22 protein-coding genes and 2 riboswitches are annotated in these 22,290 nt (G+C 70.4%); of the genes, 10 read left to right on the plus strand and 12 right to left on the minus strand.

Annotated features, from left to right (window positions below; genetic code table 11):
* Positions 1-104: 104 nt before the first annotated feature.
* The 3 genes from BIU89_RS04635 to BIU89_RS04645 are packed head-to-tail and all read left to right on the plus strand — an operon-like array spanning position 105 to position 4,164.
* Entirely contained in the window at positions 105-1,085 is a 981-nt protein-coding gene (locus BIU89_RS04635; RefSeq protein ID WP_027464558.1) for an ABC transporter permease, read from the plus strand.
* Positions 1,086-1,088: 3 nt separating this feature from the next.
* The gene (locus tag BIU89_RS04640; protein ID WP_083404166.1) at positions 1,089-2,027 is read left to right on the plus strand and encodes an ABC transporter permease; all 939 of its coding nucleotides are present in this window, start codon (positions 1,089-1,091) and stop codon (positions 2,025-2,027) included.
* Positions 2,020-4,164 (plus strand): dipeptide ABC transporter ATP-binding protein, encoded by a 2,145-nt coding sequence (locus BIU89_RS04645; RefSeq protein ID WP_071244947.1) that lies wholly within the window; start codon positions 2,020-2,022, stop codon positions 4,162-4,164. Before BIU89_RS04640 ends, BIU89_RS04645 begins: the two co-directional genes overlap by 8 nt.
* A gap of 105 nt (positions 4,165-4,269) precedes the next feature.
* Here BIU89_RS04645 and BIU89_RS04650 read toward each other — a convergent pair whose 3' ends face one another.
* From BIU89_RS04650 to gcvT, 8 genes are all read right to left on the minus strand, one after another.
* On the minus strand, positions 4,270-4,776 hold the full coding sequence (locus tag BIU89_RS04650; protein ID WP_071244948.1) for a PH domain-containing protein: 507 nt from the start codon (positions 4,774-4,776) through the stop codon (positions 4,270-4,272).
* A 62-nt stretch (positions 4,777-4,838) separates the two neighbouring features.
* The gene (locus tag BIU89_RS04655; RefSeq protein WP_071244949.1) at positions 4,839-6,581 is read right to left on the minus strand and encodes a dipeptide ABC transporter ATP-binding protein; all 1,743 of its coding nucleotides are present in this window, start codon (positions 6,579-6,581) and stop codon (positions 4,839-4,841) included.
* Complete coding sequence (locus BIU89_RS04660) at positions 6,578-7,528, minus strand: ABC transporter permease (RefSeq protein WP_027464554.1); 951 nt, start codon at positions 7,526-7,528, stop codon at positions 6,578-6,580. Before BIU89_RS04660 ends, BIU89_RS04655 begins: the two co-directional genes overlap by 4 nt.
* Positions 7,518-8,447 carry an ABC transporter permease gene (locus BIU89_RS04665; RefSeq protein ID WP_027464553.1) on the minus strand — a complete coding sequence of 310 codons (930 nt, stop codon included), beginning with the start codon at positions 8,445-8,447 and terminating at the stop codon, positions 7,518-7,520. The genes BIU89_RS04660 and BIU89_RS04665 overlap by 11 nt, the downstream gene beginning before the upstream one ends.
* Positions 8,448-8,668: 221 nt before the next feature.
* Positions 8,669-10,297 carry a peptide ABC transporter substrate-binding protein gene (locus BIU89_RS04670; RefSeq protein ID WP_027464552.1) on the minus strand — a complete coding sequence of 543 codons (1,629 nt, stop codon included), beginning with the start codon at positions 10,295-10,297 and terminating at the stop codon, positions 8,669-8,671.
* Between the two features lie 567 nt (positions 10,298-10,864).
* A complete protein-coding gene (gene gcvP / locus BIU89_RS04675; RefSeq protein WP_071244950.1) occupies positions 10,865-13,786 on the minus strand; it encodes an aminomethyl-transferring glycine dehydrogenase in 2,922 nt (973 codons plus the stop codon).
* Positions 13,783-14,160, minus strand: a complete 378-nt coding sequence (gene gcvH, locus BIU89_RS04680; RefSeq protein WP_027464550.1) for a glycine cleavage system protein GcvH — start codon at positions 14,158-14,160, stop codon at positions 13,783-13,785. The genes gcvP and gcvH overlap by 4 nt, the downstream gene beginning before the upstream one ends.
* A 4-nt stretch (positions 14,161-14,164) precedes the next feature.
* The gene (gene gcvT / locus BIU89_RS04685; RefSeq protein ID WP_071244951.1) at positions 14,165-15,310 is read right to left on the minus strand and encodes a glycine cleavage system aminomethyltransferase GcvT; all 1,146 of its coding nucleotides are present in this window, start codon (positions 15,308-15,310) and stop codon (positions 14,165-14,167) included.
* A 49-nt stretch (positions 15,311-15,359) separates the two neighbouring features.
* Positions 15,360-15,461, minus strand: a riboswitch (glycine riboswitch).
* Positions 15,462-15,582, minus strand: a riboswitch (glycine riboswitch).
* Between the two features lie 96 nt (positions 15,583-15,678).
* On the opposite strand from gcvT, the gene BIU89_RS04690 reads away from it, so the two are divergent.
* The 4 genes from BIU89_RS04690 (at position 15,679) to BIU89_RS04705 (ending at position 17,623) form a co-directional block, all read left to right on the plus strand.
* Positions 15,679-16,053, plus strand: coding sequence for a BlaI/MecI/CopY family transcriptional regulator (locus BIU89_RS04690; RefSeq protein ID WP_027464548.1), 375 nt, complete (start codon positions 15,679-15,681; stop codon positions 16,051-16,053).
* Positions 16,054-16,066: 13 nt separating this feature from the next.
* A complete protein-coding gene (locus BIU89_RS18750; protein WP_071244952.1) occupies positions 16,067-16,804 on the plus strand; it encodes a M48 family metalloprotease in 738 nt (245 codons plus the stop codon).
* Between the two features lie 85 nt (positions 16,805-16,889).
* Positions 16,890-17,372 carry an FBP domain-containing protein gene (locus BIU89_RS18380; protein ID WP_027464546.1) on the plus strand — a complete coding sequence of 161 codons (483 nt, stop codon included), beginning with the start codon at positions 16,890-16,892 and terminating at the stop codon, positions 17,370-17,372.
* Complete coding sequence (locus BIU89_RS04705) at positions 17,369-17,623, plus strand: hypothetical protein (protein ID WP_017887084.1); 255 nt, start codon at positions 17,369-17,371, stop codon at positions 17,621-17,623. The genes BIU89_RS18380 and BIU89_RS04705 overlap by 4 nt, the downstream gene beginning before the upstream one ends.
* Positions 17,624-17,669: 46 nt before the next feature.
* Here BIU89_RS04705 and BIU89_RS04710 read toward each other — a convergent pair whose 3' ends face one another.
* Positions 17,670-18,554, minus strand: coding sequence for a LysR substrate-binding domain-containing protein (locus BIU89_RS04710; protein WP_071244953.1), 885 nt, complete (start codon positions 18,552-18,554; stop codon positions 17,670-17,672).
* Between the two features lie 68 nt (positions 18,555-18,622).
* Here BIU89_RS04710 and BIU89_RS04715 point away from each other — a divergent pair, with 68 nt between their 5' ends.
* Positions 18,623-19,111, plus strand: a complete 489-nt coding sequence (locus tag BIU89_RS04715) for a GNAT family N-acetyltransferase (protein ID WP_071244954.1) — start codon at positions 18,623-18,625, stop codon at positions 19,109-19,111.
* Positions 19,112-19,174: 63 nt separating this feature from the next.
* Positions 19,175-19,360 (plus strand): hypothetical protein, encoded by a 186-nt coding sequence (locus tag BIU89_RS04720; RefSeq protein WP_017887087.1) that lies wholly within the window; start codon positions 19,175-19,177, stop codon positions 19,358-19,360.
* Between the two features lie 27 nt (positions 19,361-19,387).
* Here BIU89_RS04720 and BIU89_RS04725 read toward each other — a convergent pair whose 3' ends face one another.
* The 3 genes from BIU89_RS04725 to BIU89_RS04735 all read right to left on the minus strand — a co-directional run bounded on the left by BIU89_RS04725 (position 19,388) and on the right by BIU89_RS04735 (position 21,373).
* Entirely contained in the window at positions 19,388-19,768 is a 381-nt protein-coding gene (locus BIU89_RS04725) for a hypothetical protein (RefSeq protein ID WP_071244955.1), read from the minus strand.
* Positions 19,765-19,908 carry a hypothetical protein gene (locus BIU89_RS19120; protein ID WP_395876594.1) on the minus strand — a complete coding sequence of 48 codons (144 nt, stop codon included), beginning with the start codon at positions 19,906-19,908 and terminating at the stop codon, positions 19,765-19,767. Before BIU89_RS19120 ends, BIU89_RS04725 begins: the two co-directional genes overlap by 4 nt.
* A 277-nt stretch (positions 19,909-20,185) precedes the next feature.
* The gene (locus BIU89_RS04735; protein WP_071244960.1) at positions 20,186-21,373 is read right to left on the minus strand and encodes a MalY/PatB family protein; all 1,188 of its coding nucleotides are present in this window, start codon (positions 21,371-21,373) and stop codon (positions 20,186-20,188) included.
* A 112-nt stretch (positions 21,374-21,485) separates the two neighbouring features.
* Here BIU89_RS04735 and BIU89_RS04740 point away from each other — a divergent pair, with 112 nt between their 5' ends.
* A complete protein-coding gene (locus BIU89_RS04740) occupies positions 21,486-22,262 on the plus strand; it encodes an isocitrate lyase/PEP mutase family protein (RefSeq protein ID WP_071244957.1) in 777 nt (258 codons plus the stop codon).
* The last annotated feature ends 28 nt before the right edge of the window (positions 22,263-22,290 follow it).

Here is a 22,290-nt window from a genome sequence, read left to right on the forward strand (position 1 = left end):
CATAGCGTCACTTCCGTTGTCCCACCCAGTCGCTCGAACGGCTAGCCTGTCGCCACCGACAACGCCGTCCGGTCGGACGGCCGCACCCAGAGGTCACGAACCACATGCTCGCCTTCATCGCAAAGCGGATCGTCAACTACATCGTCCTGACGATCGTGGCGACCACGCTCGGGTACATCCTCGCCAGCACGACGCTCAACCCGGCCGCCCGGTTCCTGGGGCGCAACCCGGCCGTGCCGCCGGGCACCATCCAGGCGTCGCTCCGCAAGCTCGGCGCCGATCCGGACACCCCGCTCCTCGTCCGCACCTGGGACTGGTGGGTCGGTCTGGTGACGCACGGCTCGCTCGGCATGAGCACCCGCGGCACCGAGGTGACGGCCGACATCATCGCCCGCTCCGGCACGAGCCTGCGGCTGCTCGTGATCGGCACGCTGCTCGGCGCGATCCTCGGGGTGCTGCTCGGCGTCTGGAACGCGGTCCGGCAGTACCGCACGTCCGACCAGGTGTCGACCTACCTGTCGTTCGCGGTGCTCGCCACCCCGACCTTCGTCATCGCCGTCGTGCTGATGATCCTCGCGACCACGCTCAACCAGGGCGTCGGGACGCAGGTGATCCGGTTCACCGGCGAGTACACGCCGGGGGTGACCGGGTTCTTCCCGGTGCTCGGCGACCGGCTCGGGCACCTGCTGTTACCGACGATCTCGCTGACCATCGGCGCCGTCGCCACCTACTCGCGCTACCAGCGCTCGGCGATGCTCGACGTGCTGTCGAACGACTTCATCCGGACCGCACGCTCGAAGGGCCGCACCCGCGGGTCGGCGATCATGCGCCACGGTGTGCGGGTCGCCCTCATCCCGATGTCGACCTTCTTCGCGTACTCGTTCGGACTCATCCTGACCGGTGCGAGCATCACCGAGCTGGTCTTCAGCTGGCACGGCATGGGCGAGTACTTCGTCCAGAGCATCAGCAACAACGACATCAACGCGGCGTCGGGCACGATCCTCTTCACGGCGATCCTCGTGCTCATCGCAGGGACCCTCGCGGACCTGCTGTACGCCGCGCTCGACCCGCGAGTGAGGGTGTGACCCGTGTCTGTTCTCGACCCCACGACCACGACCACCGCCGGTGACCCCGGCGACGGCAACGCCGGTACGCCGGCGCACGTCATCGAGGTGAAGGGCGGCCGCACCCCGCTCTGGCGCAAGGTGTTCGGCACCTGGCGCGCGCGCATCGGCGGCAGCGCCCTGCTCCTCATCATCCTCTGGGCGTTCCTCGGCCCGTACCTCTACCACTGGAACGCCGTCGACTCGGACGGACTGGCGTTCGGCATGCCGCCGAGCGCCGCGCACTGGTTCGGCACGAACGACATCGGCCAGGACATCTACGCGCAGACCCTGGTCGGCCTGCAGAAGTCGCTGCTCATCGGCCTGATCGCCGGTCCGGCAGCGACCCTGATCGCCGGCATCGTCGGCGCGATCGCCGGGTACTTCGGCGGCGTCACCGACCGGCTGCTCGTGTGGGTCATCGACCTGCTGCTCGTGATCCCGTCGTTCTACGCGCTCGTGCTGCTCAGCCCGGTGTTCAAGAACCTGACGTGGGTGGCCCTCATCGTCGGCCTCGCGGTGTTCAGCTGGATGGTGATGGCCCGGGTGATCCGCGGTCAGACGATGTCGCTGCGCGAACGCGACTACGTCAAGGCCGCCCGGTTCATGGGTGTCCCGGCGTTCACGATCATCCGGCGGCACATCCTGCCGAACGTGGCGTCGCTGCTCATCATCGACGCCACGCTCGGCGTCGGTGCCGCGATCCTGGCGGAGAGCTCGCTGAGCTTCTTCGGCTTCGGCATCCAGATCCCCGACGTCTCGCTCGGTACCCTGCTCGCCGCCGGCAGCCAGTCCGCCGTCACCCGCCCGTGGCTCTTCGTCCTGCCCGCCGCGACCCTCGTCGCGACCGTGCTCTCGACCAGCCTGCTCGGCGACGCCCTGCGCGACGCCATCGACCCCACCTCCGGAGCCAACCGTGACTGAGCCGCTGCTCACCGTGTCCGACCTGTCGGTCACGTTCAACCCGAAGACCAAGCCCGTCTACGCGGTCCGGGGTGTCGACTACTCGGTGGCTCCCGGCGAGTTCCTCGGCATCGTCGGCGAGTCGGGTTCCGGCAAGTCGGTGTCCTCGATGGCCGTGATGGGCCTGCTGCCGTCGTCCGCCCAGGTGCAGGGCAGCATCCGGTTCGACGGACAGGAGCTCGTCGGCAGGAACGACCGCGAGATGTCGGCGCTGCGCGGTCGTGACATCGCGATGGTGTTCCAGGACCCGCTGTCCGCCCTGACGCCGGTGTACACGATCGGCCAGCAGATCATCGAGGGCCTACGCCTGCACGACCGCTCCCTCACCCAGCACGCCGCACGCACCCGCGCCGAGGAACTCCTGCGCATCGTCGGCATCCCGAACCCGGCTCGACGACTCGACGCGTTCCCGCACGAGTTCTCCGGCGGCATGCGACAGCGCGCGATGATCGCCATCGCCATCGCGAACGACCCGAAGCTGATCATCGCGGACGAGCCCACCACGGCGCTCGACGTGACGATCCAGGCGCAGATCCTCGACGTGCTGCAGACCGCCAAGGACATGACGGGTGCGGCCGTCGTGCTCATCACCCACGACCTCGGCGTCGTCGCCGGCAACGCCGACCGCGTCGCCGTGATGTACGCGGGCCGGATCGTCGAGACGGCGCCGGTGCTCCCCCTGTTCCGCGAGCCGGTGATGCCGTACACGATCGGGCTGCTCCGCTCGATGCCGAACATGACGTCCGCCCGCACCGAGCGGCTCGTCCCGCTCGACGGCCGCCCGCCCCTGCTCACGCAGAAGCCGACGGGCTGCCCGTTCGCGGACCGCTGCCCCGCCGTCATCGACGCCTGCCGCGACGGCGAACCCGCCCTCGTCGCACCGTCGGTGCCGCAGAGCGCCGACAACCCGGTCTTGACCGGTGCCGTCACGACGATCGGCAACGGCACCCTGCTCGACGACCACACCGCCGCGTGCATCCGTCGCGACGAGATCGCCGCGGGCACCCTCGAGCGCTCGGAGATCTTCCCCCGCCCCGAGGACGTCCCCGAGGCGGCCGTCGACCACGGCGACGACGTCGTGCTCGAGCTGCGGGACGTGGTCAAGACGTTCCCGCTCACCAAGGGTGCGCTGTTCCGCAGGCAGATCGGCGAGGTGCACGCCGTCGACGGCATCTCCCTGACGCTCAAGCGCGGGCAGGTGCTCGGTCTGGTCGGCGAGTCCGGCTGCGGCAAGACGACCACCATCATGGAGATCCTCGAGCTCGCCGGGGCCCAGCACGGCACCATCCGGGTGAACGGCGTCGACACCGCCTCGCTGTCCAAGAAGGACCGTCTGGCACTGCGCCGCGACATCCAGGTCGTGTTCCAGGACCCGATGGCGTCGATCGACCCCCGGCTCGACATCGGCTCGGTGATCGGTGAACCCCTCACCGTGCACGGCGTCGCGAAGGACGAGATCCGCCGGCGGGTGCGCGAGGTGCTCGAGCTGGTCGGGCTCGAGCCGAGCTACATCGACCGGTACCCGCACGAGTTCTCGGGCGGCCAGCGGCAGCGCATCGGCATCGCCCGTGCGCTCATCGTCGAGCCGAAGATCCTGGTGCTCGACGAGCCGGTCTCCGCGCTCGACGTGTCGGTGCAGGCCGGTGTGATCAACCTGCTCGAGGACCTCAAGCACCGCCTCGGGCTGTCGTACCTGTTCGTGGCGCACGACCTGTCCGTGGTCCGGCACATCGCCGACGACGTCGCGGTCATGTACCTCGGCCGCATCGTCGAGTACGGCGACGGCGACGCGGTGTTCTCGGACCCCCAGCACCCGTACACGCGGGCCCTGCTGTCGGCCGTGCCGGTGCCGGACCCCCTGGCCGAGGCCGCCCGCGGGCGCATCCTGCTCGACGGCGACCTGCCCTCCCCCACGGAGCGCATCGACGGGTGCCGGTTCCGCACGCGCTGCCCGCTCTACCAGCTCCTCGACGAGGGCCGGCAGGAGCAGTGCCGCACGATCGACCCGGGTCTCGAGCCCGTGCACGGCCGCGGTGTCGCCTGCATCCAGACCGACCAGGAGCACCTGCTCACCGAGCGGGTCGGCGCGGTTGTCTGACGACGCTGGTCACGCCGTGGACGTGACCAGCAGACGGACGGGAGGCCCGGAGCACGTCGTGCGCCGGGCCTCCCGTCCGTCCTGTGGTCGCGATCGCGAGCCGCGTCAGGCTCCCAGCCACAGGCTGAGCAGCGAAGCGGCGAGCAGCGCCAGCGCGGCTGCGCCGACCGTCAGGGCCGGCAGGTCCCAGCCGCGCACGGCGTCGCCGGCGCCGGTGCCGTCGCGGTGCTCGGACCAGCGGTCGAGCAGCACGGTCATCTCGTCGGGCTGTCGCAGGACCGCCCGCTCACCCCGCCGGGCCGGCTTCGGCCGTGGCAGCGACGGGCCGCCCCAGCACTGGACCTTCCGGCCCGCGACCGTCTCGATCACGATCTGCCACCGGAGCCGGACGTCGGCGACGGCCTGCCACGGCACCACGGTGCGGCGGAGCGGGTTGACCACGGTGACCGCGCGCTCGTCGATGACGATGCACGGGCGGTAGGTCAGGACCCAGAGTGCCCAGACGAGCACGGCGATCGGGCCGGCGGCGCGGAGGACGACGTCCCAGCTCCCCCGGAACGCCGCATCGCCGAGCAGGAACAGCCCCAGGACGGCGACGAGGCCGGACGCCACCGCGCCCCCGCGACCAGCGCGGAGGACGACGGGGCGTCCGGCCTCGTTCGTGTCCAGGTGGATCAGCGTCCGAACTCGAACCCGGCGCCGGGGATGGCGGCCAGGAGGTCCTTCGTGTACTGCTCCTTCGGGGCGGCGAAGACCTCGTCGGTCGTCGCCTTCTCGACGATCTGCCCACGGCGCATGACGCAGACGTTGTCCGCGACGAGGCGGACGACCGCGAGGTCGTGCGTGATGAACAGGTACGTCAGGCCGAGCTCGGTCTGCAGCTCGGTGAGCAGGTCGAGGATCTGGCCCTGCACGAGCACGTCGAGCGCGGAGACGGCCTCGTCGAGGACGATGACCTCCGGCTTGAGCGCCAGCGCACGAGCGACGGCGATGCGCTGGCGCTGGCCGCCGGACAGCTCGTTCGGGTAGCGGTTCACCATCGACTTCGGCAGCGCGACCTGGTCGAGCAGCTCGAGCACCCGGGCGCGACGCGAGGCCTTGTCGCCCACCTTGTGCGTGGCGAGCGGCTCGGCGATCGTGTTCCCGACGTTGTACATCGGGTCCAGGGAGCCGTACGGGTCCTGGAACACCGGCTGCACGCGGCGGCGGAAGTCGAAGAGGTCCTTGCCCTTCAGCGCGCCGATGTCGATGCCGTCGAACTGCACGGTGCCGCTCGTGATGCTCTCGAGCTGCAGGACGAGCTTCGCGACGGTCGACTTGCCCGAACCGGACTCGCCGACGAGCGCCGTGGTGGTGCCCTTCTGGATCGAGAACGACACGTCGTCGACGGCCTTGAGCTCGCGGGTGGCGAGGCTCTTGCCGCGCAGCTTGTAGACCTTCTCGAGGTTCTTCACCACGATGAGGTCCTCGGCCGGACGGTGCTCGCGTTCCTGTGCCCGGGCGATCAGCTCGGCGTCGTCGTTGCCGGCGTCGGCGATCTCGACCCGCTGGTGCTGCACCTTCGACTGGATGCGACGGCTGGCCAGCGACGGGGCAGCCGCGACGAGACGCTGCGTGTACGGGTGCTGCGGGTTGGCCAGGATCTCCTTCGAGGGACCGGCCTCGACGACCTGGCCCTTGTACATCACGACGAGCTTCTCGGCACGCTCGGCGGCGAGCCCGAGGTCGTGCGTGATGAACAGCACCGAGGTGCCGAAGTCGCGGGTCAGGCTCTCGAGGTGGTCGAGGATGACGCGCTGGACGGTGACGTCGAGCGCACTCGTCGGCTCGTCCGCGATGAGCAGCTGCGGGCGGCTCGACAGACCGATGCCGATGAGCACGCGCTGGCGCATGCCGCCGGAGAACTCGTGCGGGTACTGCTTCAGGCGGGTCGACGCGTCGCCGAGACCGGCTTCCTGCAGGACCTCGACGGCACGGTCACGGACGGCCTTCTTGCCGGTCGCCATGCCGTTCGCGCGGATCGCCTCTTCGACCTGGAAGCCGATCGACCACAGCGGGTTGAGGTTCGACATCGGGTCCTGGGGGACGTAGCCGATCTCCTTCCCGCGGATCTCCGACATCTCCTTGTCGCTCAGCCCGACGAGCTCACGCCCGTTGAACTTGATCGAACCGCCGGTGACCTCACCGGTACCGGGGAGCAGCTTGATGATCGCCTGGGCGCTCGTCGACTTGCCCGAACCGGACTCCCCGACGATGGCCAGGCGCTCGCCCTGCTCGAGGGTGAGGTTGACGCCGCGGACGGCCTGCACGAGGCCGCTCTGGGTCTTGAAGCCAACCTGCAGGTCGGTGATCTCGAGCAGGGGCGCGCCGGAGCCGCCGGTGCGGCTGCTGTTCGTCTGGGTCAGTGTCTCGCTCATCGGCGGGCCCTCGCCTTCGGGTCGAGCGCGTCGCGCACCACGTCACCGAGGAGCAGGAACGCGAGCACGGTGATGGACAGGGCAGCCGACGGCCAGAAGATGGTCGACGGGTTCGTGCGGATCGACGTCTGGGCGGTGCCGATGTCGAGGCCCCAGCTCAGGGCCGACGGCGGCAGACCGATGCCGAGGAACGACAGCGTGGCCTCGGCGACGATGAACGTGCCGAGCGACACGGTCGCGACCACGATGACCGGAGCCAGCGAGTTCGGGATGACGTGGCGCAGGAGCGTCCGGAACCGGCTGACGCCCAGGGCCGCCGACGCCATGACGTAGTCGGCCTGCTTGGCGCTCAGCACGGCGCCACGCATGATGCGGGCGATCTGCGGCCACGCGAACGCCGCGAGGACGAGCGCGACGGTGATCGCGTTCCGCGCCGGGATCACCGACATGATCACGATCGCACCGAGGACGGTGGGGATCGAGAAGAAGATGTCACCGATGCGGGACACGATCGTGTCGAGCCAGCCGCCGTAGAAGCCGGCCAGGGAACCGATCACGATGCCGACGATCGACACCAGGATCGTCGCGACGATGCCGACGATGAGCGAGTTCTGGGCTCCCCAGATCACGCGGGCGTAGACGTCCGAGCCCTGACGGGTGAAGCCGAGGATGTGCCCGGCCTCGGGTCCGCCGTCGCTGTTGTCCAGGTTCGACGCCCTCGGGTCGACGTGGGCGAAGAGCCCCGGGAAGACCGCGACGACGATGATCAGCAGGATCAGGACCGAGGAGATCCAGAACGTCGGGCGGGTCCGCATCGACTCCCAGGCGTCGGTCCACAGGGAACGGGTCTTCTCGTCCTCGTTGACCTGGTCGACCGCCTGCAGGGGGGTTTCTTCGAGCGGGGCGACGTAGTGCGTCGCCGAGCGGGGTGCGGCGTTACTTGGCATAGCGGATCCTCGGGTCCAGGACGGCGTAGAGCAGGTCCACCAGGAGGTTGGCGAGCATGAAGATGATGACCATCACGGCGACGAAGGAGACCACCGTCGGGCCCTCGCCGAGCTTGACGGCACGGAACACCGTGCCGCCGACACCGTTGATGTTGAAGATGCCCTCGGTGACGATCGCGCCGACCATCAGGTTGCCGATGTCGACACCCAGGTAGGTCACGACGGGGATGAGCGAGTTCCGGAAGATGTGCACGCCGACGACACGACGACGGGGCAGGCCCTTGGCCGTGGCGGTGCGCACGAAGTCGGCGCTCATGTTCTCGGCGACGCTGGCCCGGGTCAGACGGACGATGTACGCGAACGACACCGACGCGAGCACGATCGCCGGCAGGACGAGTTCGCTCCAAGGGGCCTCGCCCGACACGGTGACCCGGAAGAGTCCGAGCTTGATGCCGAAGACGTACTGCAGCACGAACCCGACGACGAAGGTCGGCACCGAGATGAGCAGGAGCGACACGACGAGCGCGGTGGCGTCGAACAGCTTGCCCTTGCGCAGACCCGCGATGACGCCGACGACGATGCCGGCGACGGCCTCGAACACGAGCGCGAGGATCGCCAGGCGCGCGGTGATCGGGAAGGCCGACGCGAGCTGCTGGCTGACCGGCAGACCGGAGTAGGTCACGCCGAGGTCGCCGCGGAACACGCCGCCGATCCAGAGCAGGTACTGCACGATGAACGGCTTGTCGAGGTTGTACTGCTGACGCAGCGTCTCGATGACCTGCGGCGACGGCTGCCGGTCGCCGAACAGCGCGGCGATCGGGTCGCCGGGCAGCGAGAAGACCAGGAAGTAGATGAGGAACGTGGCCCCGAAGAACACGGGGATGAGTTGCAGGAGGCGCTTGCCGAGGTACCAGAGCATCAGATCACTGCCCGGTCCGGAGCGATGTCGATCAGGTTCATTGTGGTGAGGGGTGGACGGTCCGAGGGTCGGCACGGATGTCCGGTGCGGGAGGGCGCCCGCTGTGTGGGGGTGTTGTCACCGTGGTACGGGGGTTCGGGGACCTGTGCGGTCCCCGAACCCCCGTCCGGTGGTCGCGAGGCAGGATACCTGCTCGCGCCTTGGTCTCGAGGAGACCGGTGTTACTTCTTGACCTCGATGTCGTAGTACAGCGGCACCGAGTTCCAGCCGAACTTGACGTTCGACACGTTGTCCGCGTTCCAGACACCGGTCACGTTGGAGTACCAGAGCGGGATCTCGGGCAGGTCCTGGAACAGGAGTTCCTGTGCCTGGTCGAAGGACTTGTTGCCCTCTTCGACCGTCGCAGCCGAACGGCCCTTGGCGAGCAGCTCGTTGTACTCCTTGGAGTCGTACCGCGAGTAGTTGTTCGACGAGCCCTCACCCATGGTCGGGCCGAGGAAGTTGTACAGCGACGGGTAGTCGGCCTGCCAACCGGTGCGGCTGCCGCCCGTGAGCTTGTCGTTCGTCTGCAGGTCCAGGGCTTCCTGGAACGTCGGGATCGCGTTGCCCTCGGCCTTGATGCCGAGCGTGTTCGAGATCGAGTTCGTGACCGCGGTCACCCAGGCCTCGTGGCCACCATCGGCGTTGTACGTGATGGTGAGCGTGTCGTCGTACTTCGAGATCTTGTCGGCCTCGGCCCAGAGCTTCTTGGCCTCGGACTCGTTGTAGTCCAGGACGTCCGAACCCTCGAGGTCGTCGTTCCAGCCGGCGATCACCGGGGAGGTGAAGTCCTTGGCCGGGGTGCGGGTGCCGTCGAAGATCTTGTCGGTGATCTGCTTGCGGTTGATCGCCATCGAGACGGCCTCGCGACGCAGCTTGCCCTCTTCACCCTTCCAGTGGTCGAGGTAGTAGGGCAGGTAGATCGCCTGGAAGATCGCGGCGGCCTGGTTGACGTTCGAGTCCGGGAAGTCGGACTTGTAGGTCTTGAACGCGCTGTCCGGCACGGCGTCCAGGACGTCGAGGTTGCCGCCCTGGGCGTCGGAGTACGCGGTGTCCTGCGAGGCGTAGAACGTGATCGTGAGACCACCGTTCTTCGGCTTGCGCTTGCCCTCGTAGTCCTTGTTGGCGACGAGCTTGATGGACTGGTTGTGGGTCCAGGCCTTCTTGCCGTCGAGCTTGTACGGACCGTTGCCGATCGGGTTCTCACCGAACGCCTTGGTGTCGTCGTAGAACGCCGACGGGAGCGGCACGAACGCCGAGTAGCCGAGCGACAGCGGGAAGTCGGACTGCGCCGACTTCAGCGTGACGGTGAACTCGTCGTCGTCCACGACCTTGAGGCCGGTGAGCTCGGAGTCCTTGTCGGCGTCGTAGCCCTCGATGTTCTCGAAGAAGTAGCTGGCGCCCTGGGCGTTCGACTTCTGGGCTGCCCAGTTCCACGCCTTGGTGAACGACTCGGCCGTGACCTTCTCGCCGTTGGTGAAGGTGTAGTTCGTGTTGAGCGTGATGTCGAAGGTCTTCGAGTCATCGGTCTTGATGCTCTTCGCGACCTCGTTGACCGGCTTGCCGTCGGCGTCGTACGAGACGAGGCCTTCGAAGAGCGAGTCGATGATCTTGCCGCCACCGGTCTCGGTGGTGTTCGACGGGATCAGCGGGTTCTGCGGCTCGCTGCCGTTCGTGGTGACGATCCCGGACGCGTTCGCCGAGCCCGAGTCACCGCCGTTCGACGAGCTGTTGCTGGAGCAGGCGGTCAGGGCGAGTGCTGTGGCCCCGAGCACGGCGAGGGCTGAGAGCCCGGCGCGCTTCTTGATCAAGGTTCCTCCTGGTGCATGGGACGCGCAAGGGCACAGCGGTGTCACCCGGGCGCGTTTGACCTTTGCAGCGTAGGCAAGGTGAACAGCGGCGTCCAAACCCAGGGGCGAACGGTTACACGCCGGTAACCAAGTTGCACGATCCTTGCGAGAGGATGCAACATTCGCGCGCGTGCCGGTGAGGGGTGCGTTTTTGTTGCATCCGCATGAAATCCATTGCACTCCGTCACACTTCTGTGCAAGTCGGGCAACGGGCGAGCATCGCTCAGGGGTACGGCTGAGGGGGCGCGTCGAGCGGTCAGGACCTGCCGTGGGTGGCGCGCCGAGTGGTCACGAACTGTCGGTGGGAGCGGGTCCGGACGACGGTTCGTGACCGCCCGGCGGACCTGAGCGGGGTGTCTTGACCGCCCGGCCGGACGCCCGGACGCCCGGACGCCCGGAGGCCCGGACGCCCGGACGCCCGGACGTGACCGTGCCCCGCCCGGCGGACCGGACGGAGCACGAAGCGCTCGGCGACCGAGCGGGCAGCGACGACGGGGAGTCGGCGCCGGGGCGTCGGCCCCGGCCGGATCAGGCGAACGCCTCGATCGGCGGGCAGGCGCACACCAGGTTGCGGTCCCCGTACGCCTGGTCGATGCGACGCACCGGCGGCCAGTACTTGCGGCCGCTGATCCCCGGCAACGGGTAGACGGCCTGCTCGCGGGTGTAGGCGTGCGCCCACTCCCCCGAGATCACCGACGAGGCGGTGTGCGGTGCATGCACCAGCGGGTTGTCGTCCGCCGGCCACTCCCCGCGCTCCACCGCTGCGGCCTCGGCCCGGATCGCGAGCATGGCGTCGACGAAGCGGTCGAGCTCGGCGAGGTCCTCGCTCTCGGTCGGCTCGACCATGAGCGTGCCCGCCACCGGGAACGACATCGTCGGCGCGTGGAACCCGTAGTCGACCAGGCGCTTCGCGACGTCGTCGACCGTGATGCCGGTGGTGTCGCGCAGCGGGCGGAGGTCGAGGATGCACTCGTGCGCGACGAGTCCGTCGTCGCCCGTGTACAGCACCGGGAACGCATCACGCAGACGAGCCGCGATGTAGTTCGCCCCGAGGACCGCGGCCTCGGTCGCACGGGTGAGGCCCTCGAGCCCCATCATCCGGACGTACGTCCACGTGATGGGCAGGATGCTCGGGCTGCCGTACGGAGCAGCACTGACCGGGCCACCGGCGTGCGCCAGGCGGTCGTCCGCCTCGGCGACGGTCGCACCGGAGCGCCGGTCGGCCTGCTGCGCGAACGGGTGCCCCGGCAGGAACGGTGCCAGGTGCGCCTTCGCGGCGACGGGTCCGACGCCGGGGCCACCACCGCCGTGCGGGATGCAGAAGGTCTTGTGCAGGTTGAGGTGCGACACGTCGCCGCCGAAGTCACCGAAGCGGGCGTGGCCGAGCAGCGCGTTGAGGTTCGCACCGTCGACGTAGACCTGGCCGCCGGCGTCGTGCACGGCGTCGCAGATCTCGCGGATGTCGTGCTCGTAGACGCCGTGCGTGGACGGGTACGTGATCATCAGGGCCGCGAGGGTGTCGGCGTGGGCGGCGACACGGGCCCGGAGGTCCTCGAGGTCGACGTTGCCGTTCTCGTCGCAGGCCACGACGACGACCTTCATGCCGGCGAGCACCGCGGACGCCGCGTTCGTGCCGTGGGCGCTCGACGGGATCAGGCAGACCGTGCGCTCGCTGTCGCCGTTGGCCTGGTGGTACCCGCGGATGGCCAGCAGGCCGGCGAGTTCGCCCTGGCTGCCGGCGTTCGGCTGCAGGGACACGGTGTCGTAGCCGGTGACCTCGGCGAGCCACGACTCGAGGTCGCCGATCATGTCGAGGTAGCCCTCGACGTCCTCGCGCGGTGCGAACGGGTGGATGTTCGCGAACTCCGGCCAGGTCACGGCGGCCATCTCGGTCGCCGCGTTGAGCTTCATCGTGCAGCTTCCGAGCGGGATCATGCCGCGGTCGAGCGCGTAGTCCTTGTCGGACAGGTGCTTGAGGTACCGCATCATGCGCGTCTCGCTGCGGTGTGCGCTGAACACGGGGTGCGTCAGGTAGTCGCTCTCACGCTGCAGTGCGGCCGGGAGGCCCGTGGCCGCGTCGCGCACGGCGGTCTCGGTCGCGGGGACGGTGACGTCCACCGCCCCGAGCACGCCCGCCAGCGCCACGACGTCGTCGGGCGTGGTCGTCTCGTCGACGGATAGTTGGAACGTGTCGGCGTCCACGACGTGCAGCAGGTAGCCGGCGTCCTGCGCTGCCGCGACGATCGCCCCGGCGCGACCGACGGCCCGCAGGGTGAGCGTGTCGAAGAAGGCGTCGTGCACGACCTCGACCCCGGCGTCACGCGCCACGGCGGCGAGTGCACCGGCGGTCCGGGCGACCCGTCCGGCGATGAACCGCAGGCCCTCGGGCCCGTGGTAGACCGCGTACATCGAGGCCATCACGGCGAGCAGGACCTGCGCGGTGCAGATGTTGCTCGTCGCCTTCTCGCGGCGGATGTGCTGCTCGCGGGTCTGCAGGCTGAGGCGGTAGGCCATCTGGCCGTCGGCGTCGAAGGACACCCCGACCAGGCGACCGGGGAGCTGGCGCTCGAGGCCGGCGCGCACCGCGAGGTAGCCGGCGTGCGGGCCACCGAAGCCGAGCGGGACGCCGAAGCGCTGGCTCGTCCCGACGGCCACGTCGGCGCCGAGGTCGCCGGGGCTGGCGAGCAGGGTCATCGCGAGCAGGTCGGCCGCGACGACGGCGATGCCGCCACCGGCGTGGACCCGCGCGATGACGGACGACGGGTCGACGATGCGGCCCGAGGCGCCCGGGTACTGCACGATGACACCGAACGCACCGTCGAGCTGGTCGTCGCTCGGGCCGTCGGCAGCGTCGAACGCGCGCAGCGTGATGCCCACCGCGTCGGCACGGTGGTCGAGCAGCGCACGGGTCTGCGGCAGCAGGTCGGCGTCGACGAGGAACGCGTCACCCTTGACCTTGGACGCGCGGCGGGCGAGGAGCATGCCCTCGACCACGGCGGTGCCCTCGTCGAGCATCGAGGCGCCGGCGGTGGCCATGCCGGTCAGGTCGGACACCATCGTCTGGAAGTTGATGAGTGCTTCGAGGCGGCCCTGCGAGATCTCCGGCTGGTAGGGCGTGTACGCCGTGTACCAGCTCGGGTTCTCGAGCACGTTCCGCTGGATCACCGCGGGCGTGTGGGTGCCGTGGTACCCGAGGCCGATCATGGCGCGGCGGACGGTGTTGCGGCCGGCCTTCGCGCGGAGCTCGGCGAGCGCCTCGGTCTCGCCGACGGCGGCCGGGATCACCGAGTCGGCGACGGGGCCGACGTGGATGGACTCCGGGATCGCCGCACGGACCAGGGCGTCGAGCGACGGCTGCCCGACGACGTCGAGCATGGCCTGCTGGTCGGCCGGGGTGGTGCCGATGTGGCGGTCGGCGAAGGACGTCTGGAGGTTCTCGAACGCGGTCATGCGATGGAGGCCCGGTACGCGTCGTGGTCCATCAGGTCCTCGGGGAACGAGGTGCCGTCGACCTTGATCTTCACGAGCCAGCCGGCACCGAACGGGTCCTGGTTGACGGTGTCGGGGGTGTCGACGACGGCGTCGTTGACCTCGACGACCTCGCCCTCGATCGGGGCGAAGAGCTCGCCGACGCTCTTGGTCGACTCGATCTCGCCGATCTGCGCACCGGCGGTGGTGGCGGTGCCGACGGCGGGGAGCTCGACGTAGACGACGTCACCGAGCTGCTCGGCGGCGTGGTCGGTGATGCCGACGGTGACGGTGTCGCCCTCGACGAGCAGCCACTCGTGGTCGGCCGTGTACTGGAGTGCGGTCTGGTCGGTCATGGGGTCAGCCTTTCGAGGCGCGGCGGTAGAAGGGGAACGCGGAGACCGTGCTGGGGACGGCAGTCCCGCGGACGTCGATGTGGAGGACCTGTGCCCCGTCCGACACGGCGGCGAGCGCGGCCGGGTCGACGAAGGCCATCGCGACCGGGTGGCCGAGCGTCGGCGAGAGCGCGCCCGAGGTCACGGTGCCGACGACCGTGCCGTCGAGCACGACGTCGTAGCCGGCTCGGGGAGCACGGCGTCCCTCGGTCACCAGGCCGACGAGCACGCGGGCGTCCGCGGACGGGGTGACGCCGGCCGCACCGACGAAGTCGCCTTCCTTGGCGACGACGCGGCCGAGGCCTGCCTGGGCCGGGCGGACGTCGGTGCCGAGCTCGTGCCCGTACAGGGGCATGCCGGCCTCGAGCCGCAGGGTGTCGCGTGCGGCGAGGCCTGCGGGCACGACCCCGCGGTCGGCGCCGGCCTCGAGCAGGGCGTCCCAGAGCACCGGGGCGGTGTCCGGGTCGGTGTAGACCTCGAAGCCGTCCTCGCCGGTGTACCCGGTGCGCGCGACGAGCACGTCGGCACCGTCGAACCATGCGCGCAGCACCCGGTAGTAGCCGAGTTCGTCGAGCGGAGTCTCGGGCTGCAGGCGGTCGGCGACGACGAGGGCGTCGAGCGTGCCGGCCGCCGCCGGTCCCTGCACGGCGACGAGGGCCGTGGTGTCGGAGTCGTCGGAGACCTCGATGTCGAACCCGTCGGCCCGGGCGGTGAGCGCACTGACGGCCACATCGCGGTTGGAGGCGTTCGCGACGACGAGGAAGACGTCGTCGTCGGTCCGGTACACGACGAGGTCGTCGAGGATCCCGCCGTCCTCGGCGAGCAGCAGCGAGTACTTGGCGCGGCCGATCGGCATCGCGCCGAAGGACCCGGCCAGCGCGTGGTCGAGGAAGGCGACGGCGTCGGTGCCGGTCACCCCGATCTCGGCCATGTGCGACAGGTCGAAGACCCCGGCGGCCTCGCGCACGGCGCGGTGCTCGGCGAGGTCCGACGAGTAGCGCACGGGCATGCGGTACCCGGCGAAGTCGGTGAAGGTCGCACCGGCGGCCTCGTGCACGGCTTCGAGCGGCGACGAACGCTGACCCGGCGTGGGCAGTGGGGACGGACTCATGGCGGAGTTCTCCTGGCATCGGCAGGGCCCGGCGACGATCGCCGGGTGGAACTCCCCCTCTGTCATGGGCCTGAGAGTTTCACCGCGGCCCGTGAGGTCCGGCGGCTTTCACCGTGGGCGAGACGACCGAGCGTCTGCTTTTCAGAGTGGCCTGTCCGCTGCGGTGTGGGACCTGAGAGATTGACGGGGGGATTGCTCCTTCGGTGCCGTGCGTGTACCCGAAGGCACGACGTACCCGGAGGTACGTGCACGGCGTCTCCCGCGACGGATGAGCGGCCGGTGTGTTCAGTTGTCCGCCCAGAGCATACCGAGACCGCGTTACGAGCGTGTGTCGCGGCCCGGCCTTCGACATCTCGTAGAATGCGGGGATGGCCGGACAACGATCGCGCCCCCGCGGGCAGCTGGAGCAGGCGGTGCTCGACGCACTCCGCTCCGCCGACGCAGGGCTCACCGCACGCCAGGTGCTCGACGCGTTCCCGGAGCCCCGCCCCGCGCTGACGACCGTCCTCACCGTGCTCGACCGGCTCGGCCGCAAGGGCCAGGTGGAACGGGAACAGCACGACGACGCTCCCCTGACGTTCCGCGCCGTGCACAGTCGCGACGAGCAGACCGCGTCGCTGATGTCGAGCGCGCTCGCCGCGTCCTCCGACCGCGAGGCCGCACTGCTGCAGTTCACCGGCTCGCTCGCCTCGGACGACCTCGAGGCCCTGCGCCGCGCCCTCGACGCCCGCGCCCGCTCCTGACCGGCTGCGCACCGTGGTCGTCGCCGGCATCGCGCTCATCGTCCTCGCACTCGCGGTGGTGGTGTTCGCGCCCCGGGTCCTGACCCGTTCCGCCTGGACGATCGACCTGCCCCGCACCGCGCTGGTCTGCTGGTCGGTCGCGGTCCTGCTCGGCGTCGTCGGCTTCGTGGTCGGAATCGCCCTCGTGGTGCTCGCGGACCGTCCGGTCACGGAGCTGTTCGGCGGGGACGGCTCCCCCACGCACGGCTTCAACGTCGGCGTCGCGCTGCTCGGGGTCGTCGCGTTCGTCGTCGCGGTCCGGGTGCGCCCCGGCCCGGAACACGAGGCCGTCCGGCAGGCGATGCGTTCCGGCGTCGCCCCGCACCGCGAGATCGACGGCACCCCCGTCGCCGTCGTCGAGGCCGACCACGCACTGGCGTGCGCCGTGCCGGGGCGGAGCGGTGGCGTCCTCGTCAGCACCGGCTTGGCAGACCGGTTGCGCACCGACGAACTGGAGGCCGTGGTCGCCCACGAACGCGCCCACCTGACCCAGCACCACGCGGCTGCGGTCGCGGTCGCCGAATCGATCGAACGTGCGGTCCCGTGGGTGCCCGGTGCGCGCGCCATGGCGCGGTCGACGCGTGTGCTCGTGGAGTTCGCCGCGGACGACGCGGCGGCCCGTCGCGTCGGACGCGACGCCCTGCGCCGGGCGGTGCTGGTGGCGGACGGGAGCAGCGCGCTCGGCGCGATCCGTGCCTCCAGGCTGTCCTGAACGGGACGATCCGAGACTGCGCCGTCGCCCACACGGCTGTCGTGACGCACCACGTGTCGGGGGCGAGGCATATGGTGATCGGACCGTGAAGCCTTTGACCGAAGCCGACATCCGATCGTCGTTCGTGAACGCCACCCCCGACGAACTCGCACAGCTGCCCATCCCGGGCCTGCACGAGACACTCTGGGACGAACGCGAGTTCCTGGGCTGGCGCGACCCGCAGGCCGCCCGCCGCGGGTACATCGTGTCCTGGATCGACGAGCGCCCCGTGGGCATCGTCGTCCGGTCCGCCGGCGGCTCGCTGCGCCCCGGCATCGCCGCGATGTGCTCGTTCTGCCACTCGCCGCAGCCCGCGACCCAGGTCCGGCTGTTCTCCGCCGCGCGTGCCGGTGAGTCCGGGCGCAACGGCAACACGATCGGCACGTACATCTGCGAAGACCTCGGGTGCCCGATGCTGATCCGCACCGCGCCCCCGCACCTGAACCCGCCGGCGACCATCGCGATGCGTGGTGCCTCCCTGCTGCAGCGCGTGCAGAACTTCACCGCGGACATCACCAAGACGGCGTGAGCCGGTTCGGCACCGCCCGCTGGGCCGTGGTCGAGGAACTCGGCGACGGCCGGTGGCGGCTGACCCTGCGGGACGAGGCCGACGACGAACTCGGCGCGTTCGGCCTGGGCGTCGAGGGGCCGTGGGACCCCGACGTCGAGCCGCACGTCGGGTTCGTGCTGGTCCAGCTCGGCTTGACGCTGCGCGGCGCTCGGCCGTGGCGCATCGACGAACTCGGCGACCACCGGGCGCCCGTCCTGTCGCTCGGCTGAGCGAGGATGCCCGACCGGCGTCCGCTCGCGCAGCCGGTCCGCTCGGTCAGTCCGGGGCGACGAAGTTGCGCAGGATCTCGCGGTCGTCGTCGGCGCGCATCGCCCAGGCGAGCTCGCTGCGGTGGACGCTGCCCTCGAGGGGCAGGAGCGCCACCGTGTCGGGTGCGGCGAGCGCGGCGCTCTCCGGCACCACCGTGACACCGAGGCCCACCCCGACCAGGTGGAGCACGGTCGCCCAGGTCGTGGCCTCCTGCATGATGACAGGACGGCGGCCACCGGCGGTGACCGGTGCGAGGTTGCGTTCGGTCGCCAGGGCCCCCGCGACCGCCGGGAAGAACACGAACGGCTCGTCGACCAGTTCGGTGCCGCGGATGCGATCCCGATCCGCCAACCGGTGGCCGCGCGGGACAGCGGCGACGAAGGCCTCGGAACGGAACGGCAGCAGCCGCACGGCGGGGTCCGGGTCGGCGTCGCGGACGACGGCGAGGTCGAGTTCGCCGCGGACGATCCGGGCGAGCAGGGTCGACGAGTACCCCTCGGTCAGTTCCACCCGGACCAGCGGGTAGCGCTCCCGGAACGCCTGCACGCGTTCGATCGGACCGAGGGGCAGCGCGGAGACGACGAACCCGACGTCGAGCCGACCGACCTCGCCCCGCCCGACCCGCACCGTCTCGTCGAGGTCCCGTCGCACCTGCCCGAGCAGCGATCGCGCACGCCCTTGCAGCGCCCGGCCGGCTGCGGTCAGGGCCACACTGCGGCTGGTCCGGACGAACAGGTCGACCCCGAGCGCGCGTTCGGTCCGCCGGATCTGCTGGGACAGCGCGGGCTGGGCGATCCGCAGCTGCTCGGCAGCTCGGCCGAAGTGCAGCTCGTCGGCGACGGCCAGGAACGCCCGCAGCTGCCGGAGGTCGACGTCCGGTTCTCGATCCATGCACACAGCGTATCGATCAGCGTGAACGAGTATTGGACGCGACTGCATCACCGTCCGAGGATGGTTGCATGCCCGAAGCGACCTCCACCGTCTCCATCGCCGACCTCGCCACCCCCGCGGACGCCGAGGCGTTCCGCACGCTCAACGAGGCGTGGATCACCCGGTACTTCACCCTCGAGGACGAGGACCGCGTGTTCCTCTCCGATCCCGTCGGCCGCGTCGTGGAGCGGGGTGGGGCCGTCCTGGTCGCCCGGCTCGACGACCAGGTCGTCGGGTGCATCGGGGTCGTGCCCACCACCCCCGGCGTGTTCGAGCTCGTGAAGATGGCCGTCTCCCCCGACCACCAGGGGCACGGCACCGGGCGGAAGCTCATCACCTCGGCGCTCGACCGGGCACGCGAACTCGGTGCACACCGCATCGACCTGGAGAGCAACGCGCAGCTCACCAGCGCCGTGCACCTGTACGAGGCGTTCGGCTTCCGGCACCTGCGCGAGGACGAGGTCGCCCCGAGCCCCTACGTCCGGGCCGACGTGCACATGACCCTCGACCTGCACTGACCTTGGACCCGCGCTGACGTTCAATCAGCGCTGACGGCGGCCCGGTCCCGGTACGCTCGCGGCATGGCGACGTACGAGGTGCAGGCGGTCCGCGAGGCCGGCGCGTGGCAGGTCTTCATCGACGGCTTCATGGTGACCGAGGTGTCCCGGTGGCCGTCCGTCGGGTTCGTGGCCCGCGAGCTCCTCGCGATGGACCGTGACGACGACCTGCGCATCCGCGTCGTCGGCCGCAACCAGTACGTGGCCTGACCCCGGCGGGCTCGATGACCCGGGCGGTCAGCGAGCGGCGGCGACCAGCTGTTGTGCTCGCTGGTGCGAGACGTGCAGCAGCGGTCCGATCTCACGCACCGTGAGCCCGCACTCGTGCAGCACCAGCACCGCGGCGGCGGTCTCCTTCGCTGCCTCGACGCGTGCGCGCTCGGACTCCTCGCGGAGCGCGACCGCACGGTCCAGGTGCGCCTGCGCCGCTTCGGGCATCGCCACCTCGACGACGAGTTCGAAGGACTCCGGATCGCGGTCGTCGTTCATCAACGAGAGCCAGTCGCGAGCCATCAGCTCGATCTCTCGTTCGCGCTTCGCCTGCGTCCGGATGACGCCGTCGATCCAGATCACCCAGTACTTCTTGCCGCGCTCCGCGCGCACCGTGTGTCGGCTCATCGTCGCCCATCTCCTCGTCGGTCGCAGTCACGGAGGATGCCGCGCGCCGTCATCTCCTCCACCTCTCGGTGCCTCGGAACGACGACCGTGTTCCGACCGAAGCGGAACAGGTCGTGGCTCCCGCCGTGGCGGTGGAACACGAACTCGACGTCGTTCTCGGCAGCCTTCCGAGCGAGCCGGCGGAGCAACTCCGTGCGCTTTACCGTAGCTGGCCAACTTTGACTAGGCAATCCTGCCTATCTCGATTGGACACTGTCGGATCGGATCTCTGCATGCACCGACCGTGGCGGTCCGCGGAGCGCGATCCAGGAGACTCAACGCGATCTGTGAACAGATTTCAGCCAGGGCGAGTTGTGGAGGACGAGCCTTCCAGCCGCGTCGCCGGCACGCGCCGGTCAGGCGCGGGTCAGGAGCAGGTCAGGCGACGTGCCAGACCAGCCCCTCCTGCGCACTCGACGGGTACGCCGCGGCGATCCGGAACACGGCCTCGCGCAGGGTCTCCGGTGAGCACGCCAGGTTGAGCCGGACGAACCCGCGCCCCTCGGACCCGAACCCGAGCCCGGAGTTGAGCGCGACGTACGCGTGCTCCCGCAGCGGCACCGCGGGGTCGTCGCCGAGGCCGATGCCGCGGAAGTCGAGCCACGCCAGGTACCCGGCGCGCGGCCGCGTGTAGACGACCCCGGGCAGGTGCTCGGCGAGCAGCTTGGCGAGCAGCCGGTCGTTCGCCACGATGCGCGCCACGACGTCGTCGAGCCAGTCCGTCGCCAGGGTGAACGCCGCCAGGTTCGCGTGCAGCCCGAGGATGCTCGTGCGGCAGGCGACCTCCTCCCACAGGGTGTCGAGGAGCGCGGCGGTCCGGGGATCGCCGGCGACGATGACCGAGCACTTCACACCGGCGAGGTTCCACCCCTTGCTCGCCGAGGTCACGCACACGCTGCGGGCACCGAGCGGCTCGGCGACGGCGGCGAACGGGGTGAACTGCACGCCGGGGTGGGTCAGGGGCGCGTGGATCTCGTCGCTGATGACGAGGACGTCGTACTTCGCGGCCAGTTCGGCGATCGCCACGAGGTCGGCCCGGTCGTGCACGAGTCCGACGGGATTGTGCGGGTTGCAGAGCAGGAAGACGCCGACCCCGTCGGCGAACGCCCGCTCGAGGCCCTCGAGGTCGAGCCGGTACTGCCCCCACTGCTCGAGCAGCGGGACCTCCTCGACCTGACATCGAGCCTCTTCCACGAGCTCGAAGAACGGCGGGTACACCGGCGGCGTGATCGCGACGCGGCCGCCGTCGGGCAGCGCGAGCCGCAGCGATTCGACGATCCCGACGCTGACGTCGGTGGCCAGGTGGATCCGCGACGGGTCGATCTCCCAGCCCCAGCGGTCCAGCGCGAACTGCGCGAAGGCCGGAGCGAGCGGCCCGGGGCCGTCGAGGTACCCGAGGTCGGACTGCGAGACCCGCTCGATCAGGGCCTGCCGGATCGCCGGCGCGACGTCGTGGTCCATCTCGGCGACGAACAGGGGCAGCACGTCGGGCGCGTACCGCGTCCACTTGATGCTCGTCCGGACCCCGCGGAGCGTGCCGACCGGGTCCTGCTCGTCGCTCGCCATGCGTCCCAGCATGCCCCTGCCAGGAGGCCCGGCGCGACTCCCGACGTCATCCCACGTCGTCTTCGGGTGGGCTCGCGGCCGGGGGCCGCCCCGTCGGCCTACTGTCGGCAGCATGAGCACGAGCACCGCCGACAAGGCCGTCACCCTCAAGCAGCTGCACGAAGCACCCGAGATCCTGCGCGTCGTGAACGTGTGGGACGCGATCACCGCCAAGGTCGTCAGCGAACTGCCCGGCACGAAGGCGATCGCCACCGCCGGGCACTCGATCGCCGCGTCGTACGGGTACGAGGACGGCGGCATGCCCCTCGACCTCGCCCTGTCCGGGGCAGCGGTCGTCGCCGCCGCCACGGACCTGCCGGTCACCGCCGACCTGGACGACGGCTACGAGGACCCCGCCGAAACGATCCGCCGCGCCATCGGCTCGGGCATCGTCGGCGCCAACGTCGAGGACCGGCTGCGGCCCTTCGACGAGGCCGTCGCCCGCGTCGCCGCGATCACCGCTGCGGCACAGGCCGAGGGCGTCGACTTCCAGCTGAACGCCCGCACCGACGCGATCGTGCGCGGCGGCGACCGCCCGATCGACGAGAGCATCGAGGACGCGATCGCCCGCGGCAAGGCGTTCCTGGACAACGGCGCCGCCCTGGTCTTCGTGCCCGGCGCGATCGAGCGCTCCGTGGTCGAGCGGCTCGTCGCAGGTCTCGGCCGCGGCAAGCTCTCGGTCATCGGCCTGCCCGGCGCCCTTCCAGCCGCGGAGTACGAGGCGCTGGGCGTCGCCCGCATCTCGTACGGCCCGCTCACGCAGCGGGTCGCGCTGCGCGCGCTCCGCGACCTGGCGACCGACCTGTACGCGGACGGCGTCGTGCCGGAGGACACCCCGACCCTGAACTGAGCCCAGTGCAGACGGGAGGCCCGGTGCC

The organism is Curtobacterium sp. MCBA15_005 (assembly GCF_001864855.1).
Lineage (GTDB): Bacteria > Actinomycetota > Actinomycetes > Actinomycetales > Microbacteriaceae > Curtobacterium > Curtobacterium flaccumfaciens.

Excerpts from the sequence above, each read along its gene's own strand:
- BIU89_RS04635 (WP_027464558.1), top strand. The coding sequence starts at position 105 with ATGCTCGCCTTCATCGCAAAGCGGATCGTCAACTACATCGTCCTGACG.
- BIU89_RS04655 (WP_071244949.1), bottom strand. The coding sequence starts at position 6,581 with ATGAGCGAGACACTGACCCAGACGAACAGCAGCCGCACCGGCGGCTCC.
- BIU89_RS04660 (WP_027464554.1), bottom strand. The coding sequence starts at position 7,528 with ATGCCAAGTAACGCCGCACCCCGCTCGGCGACGCACTACGTCGCCCCG.
- BIU89_RS04665 (WP_027464553.1), bottom strand. The coding sequence starts at position 8,447 with ATGCTCTGGTACCTCGGCAAGCGCCTCCTGCAACTCATCCCCGTGTTC.
- gcvP (WP_071244950.1), bottom strand. The coding sequence starts at position 13,786 with ATGACCGCGTTCGAGAACCTCCAGACGTCCTTCGCCGACCGCCACATC.
- gcvH (WP_027464550.1), bottom strand. The coding sequence starts at position 14,160 with ATGACCGACCAGACCGCACTCCAGTACACGGCCGACCACGAGTGGCTG.
- gcvT (WP_071244951.1), bottom strand. The coding sequence starts at position 15,310 with ATGAGTCCGTCCCCACTGCCCACGCCGGGTCAGCGTTCGTCGCCGCTC.
- BIU89_RS04690 (WP_027464548.1), top strand. The coding sequence starts at position 15,679 with ATGGCCGGACAACGATCGCGCCCCCGCGGGCAGCTGGAGCAGGCGGTG.
- BIU89_RS04710 (WP_071244953.1), bottom strand. The coding sequence starts at position 18,554 with ATGGATCGAGAACCGGACGTCGACCTCCGGCAGCTGCGGGCGTTCCTG.
- BIU89_RS04715 (WP_071244954.1), top strand. The coding sequence starts at position 18,623 with ATGCCCGAAGCGACCTCCACCGTCTCCATCGCCGACCTCGCCACCCCC.
- BIU89_RS04720 (WP_017887087.1), top strand. The coding sequence starts at position 19,175 with ATGGCGACGTACGAGGTGCAGGCGGTCCGCGAGGCCGGCGCGTGGCAG.
- BIU89_RS04725 (WP_071244955.1), bottom strand. The coding sequence starts at position 19,768 with ATGAGCCGACACACGGTGCGCGCGGAGCGCGGCAAGAAGTACTGGGTG.
- BIU89_RS04735 (WP_071244960.1), bottom strand. The coding sequence starts at position 21,373 with ATGGCGAGCGACGAGCAGGACCCGGTCGGCACGCTCCGCGGGGTCCGG.
- BIU89_RS04740 (WP_071244957.1), top strand. The coding sequence starts at position 21,486 with ATGAGCACGAGCACCGCCGACAAGGCCGTCACCCTCAAGCAGCTGCAC.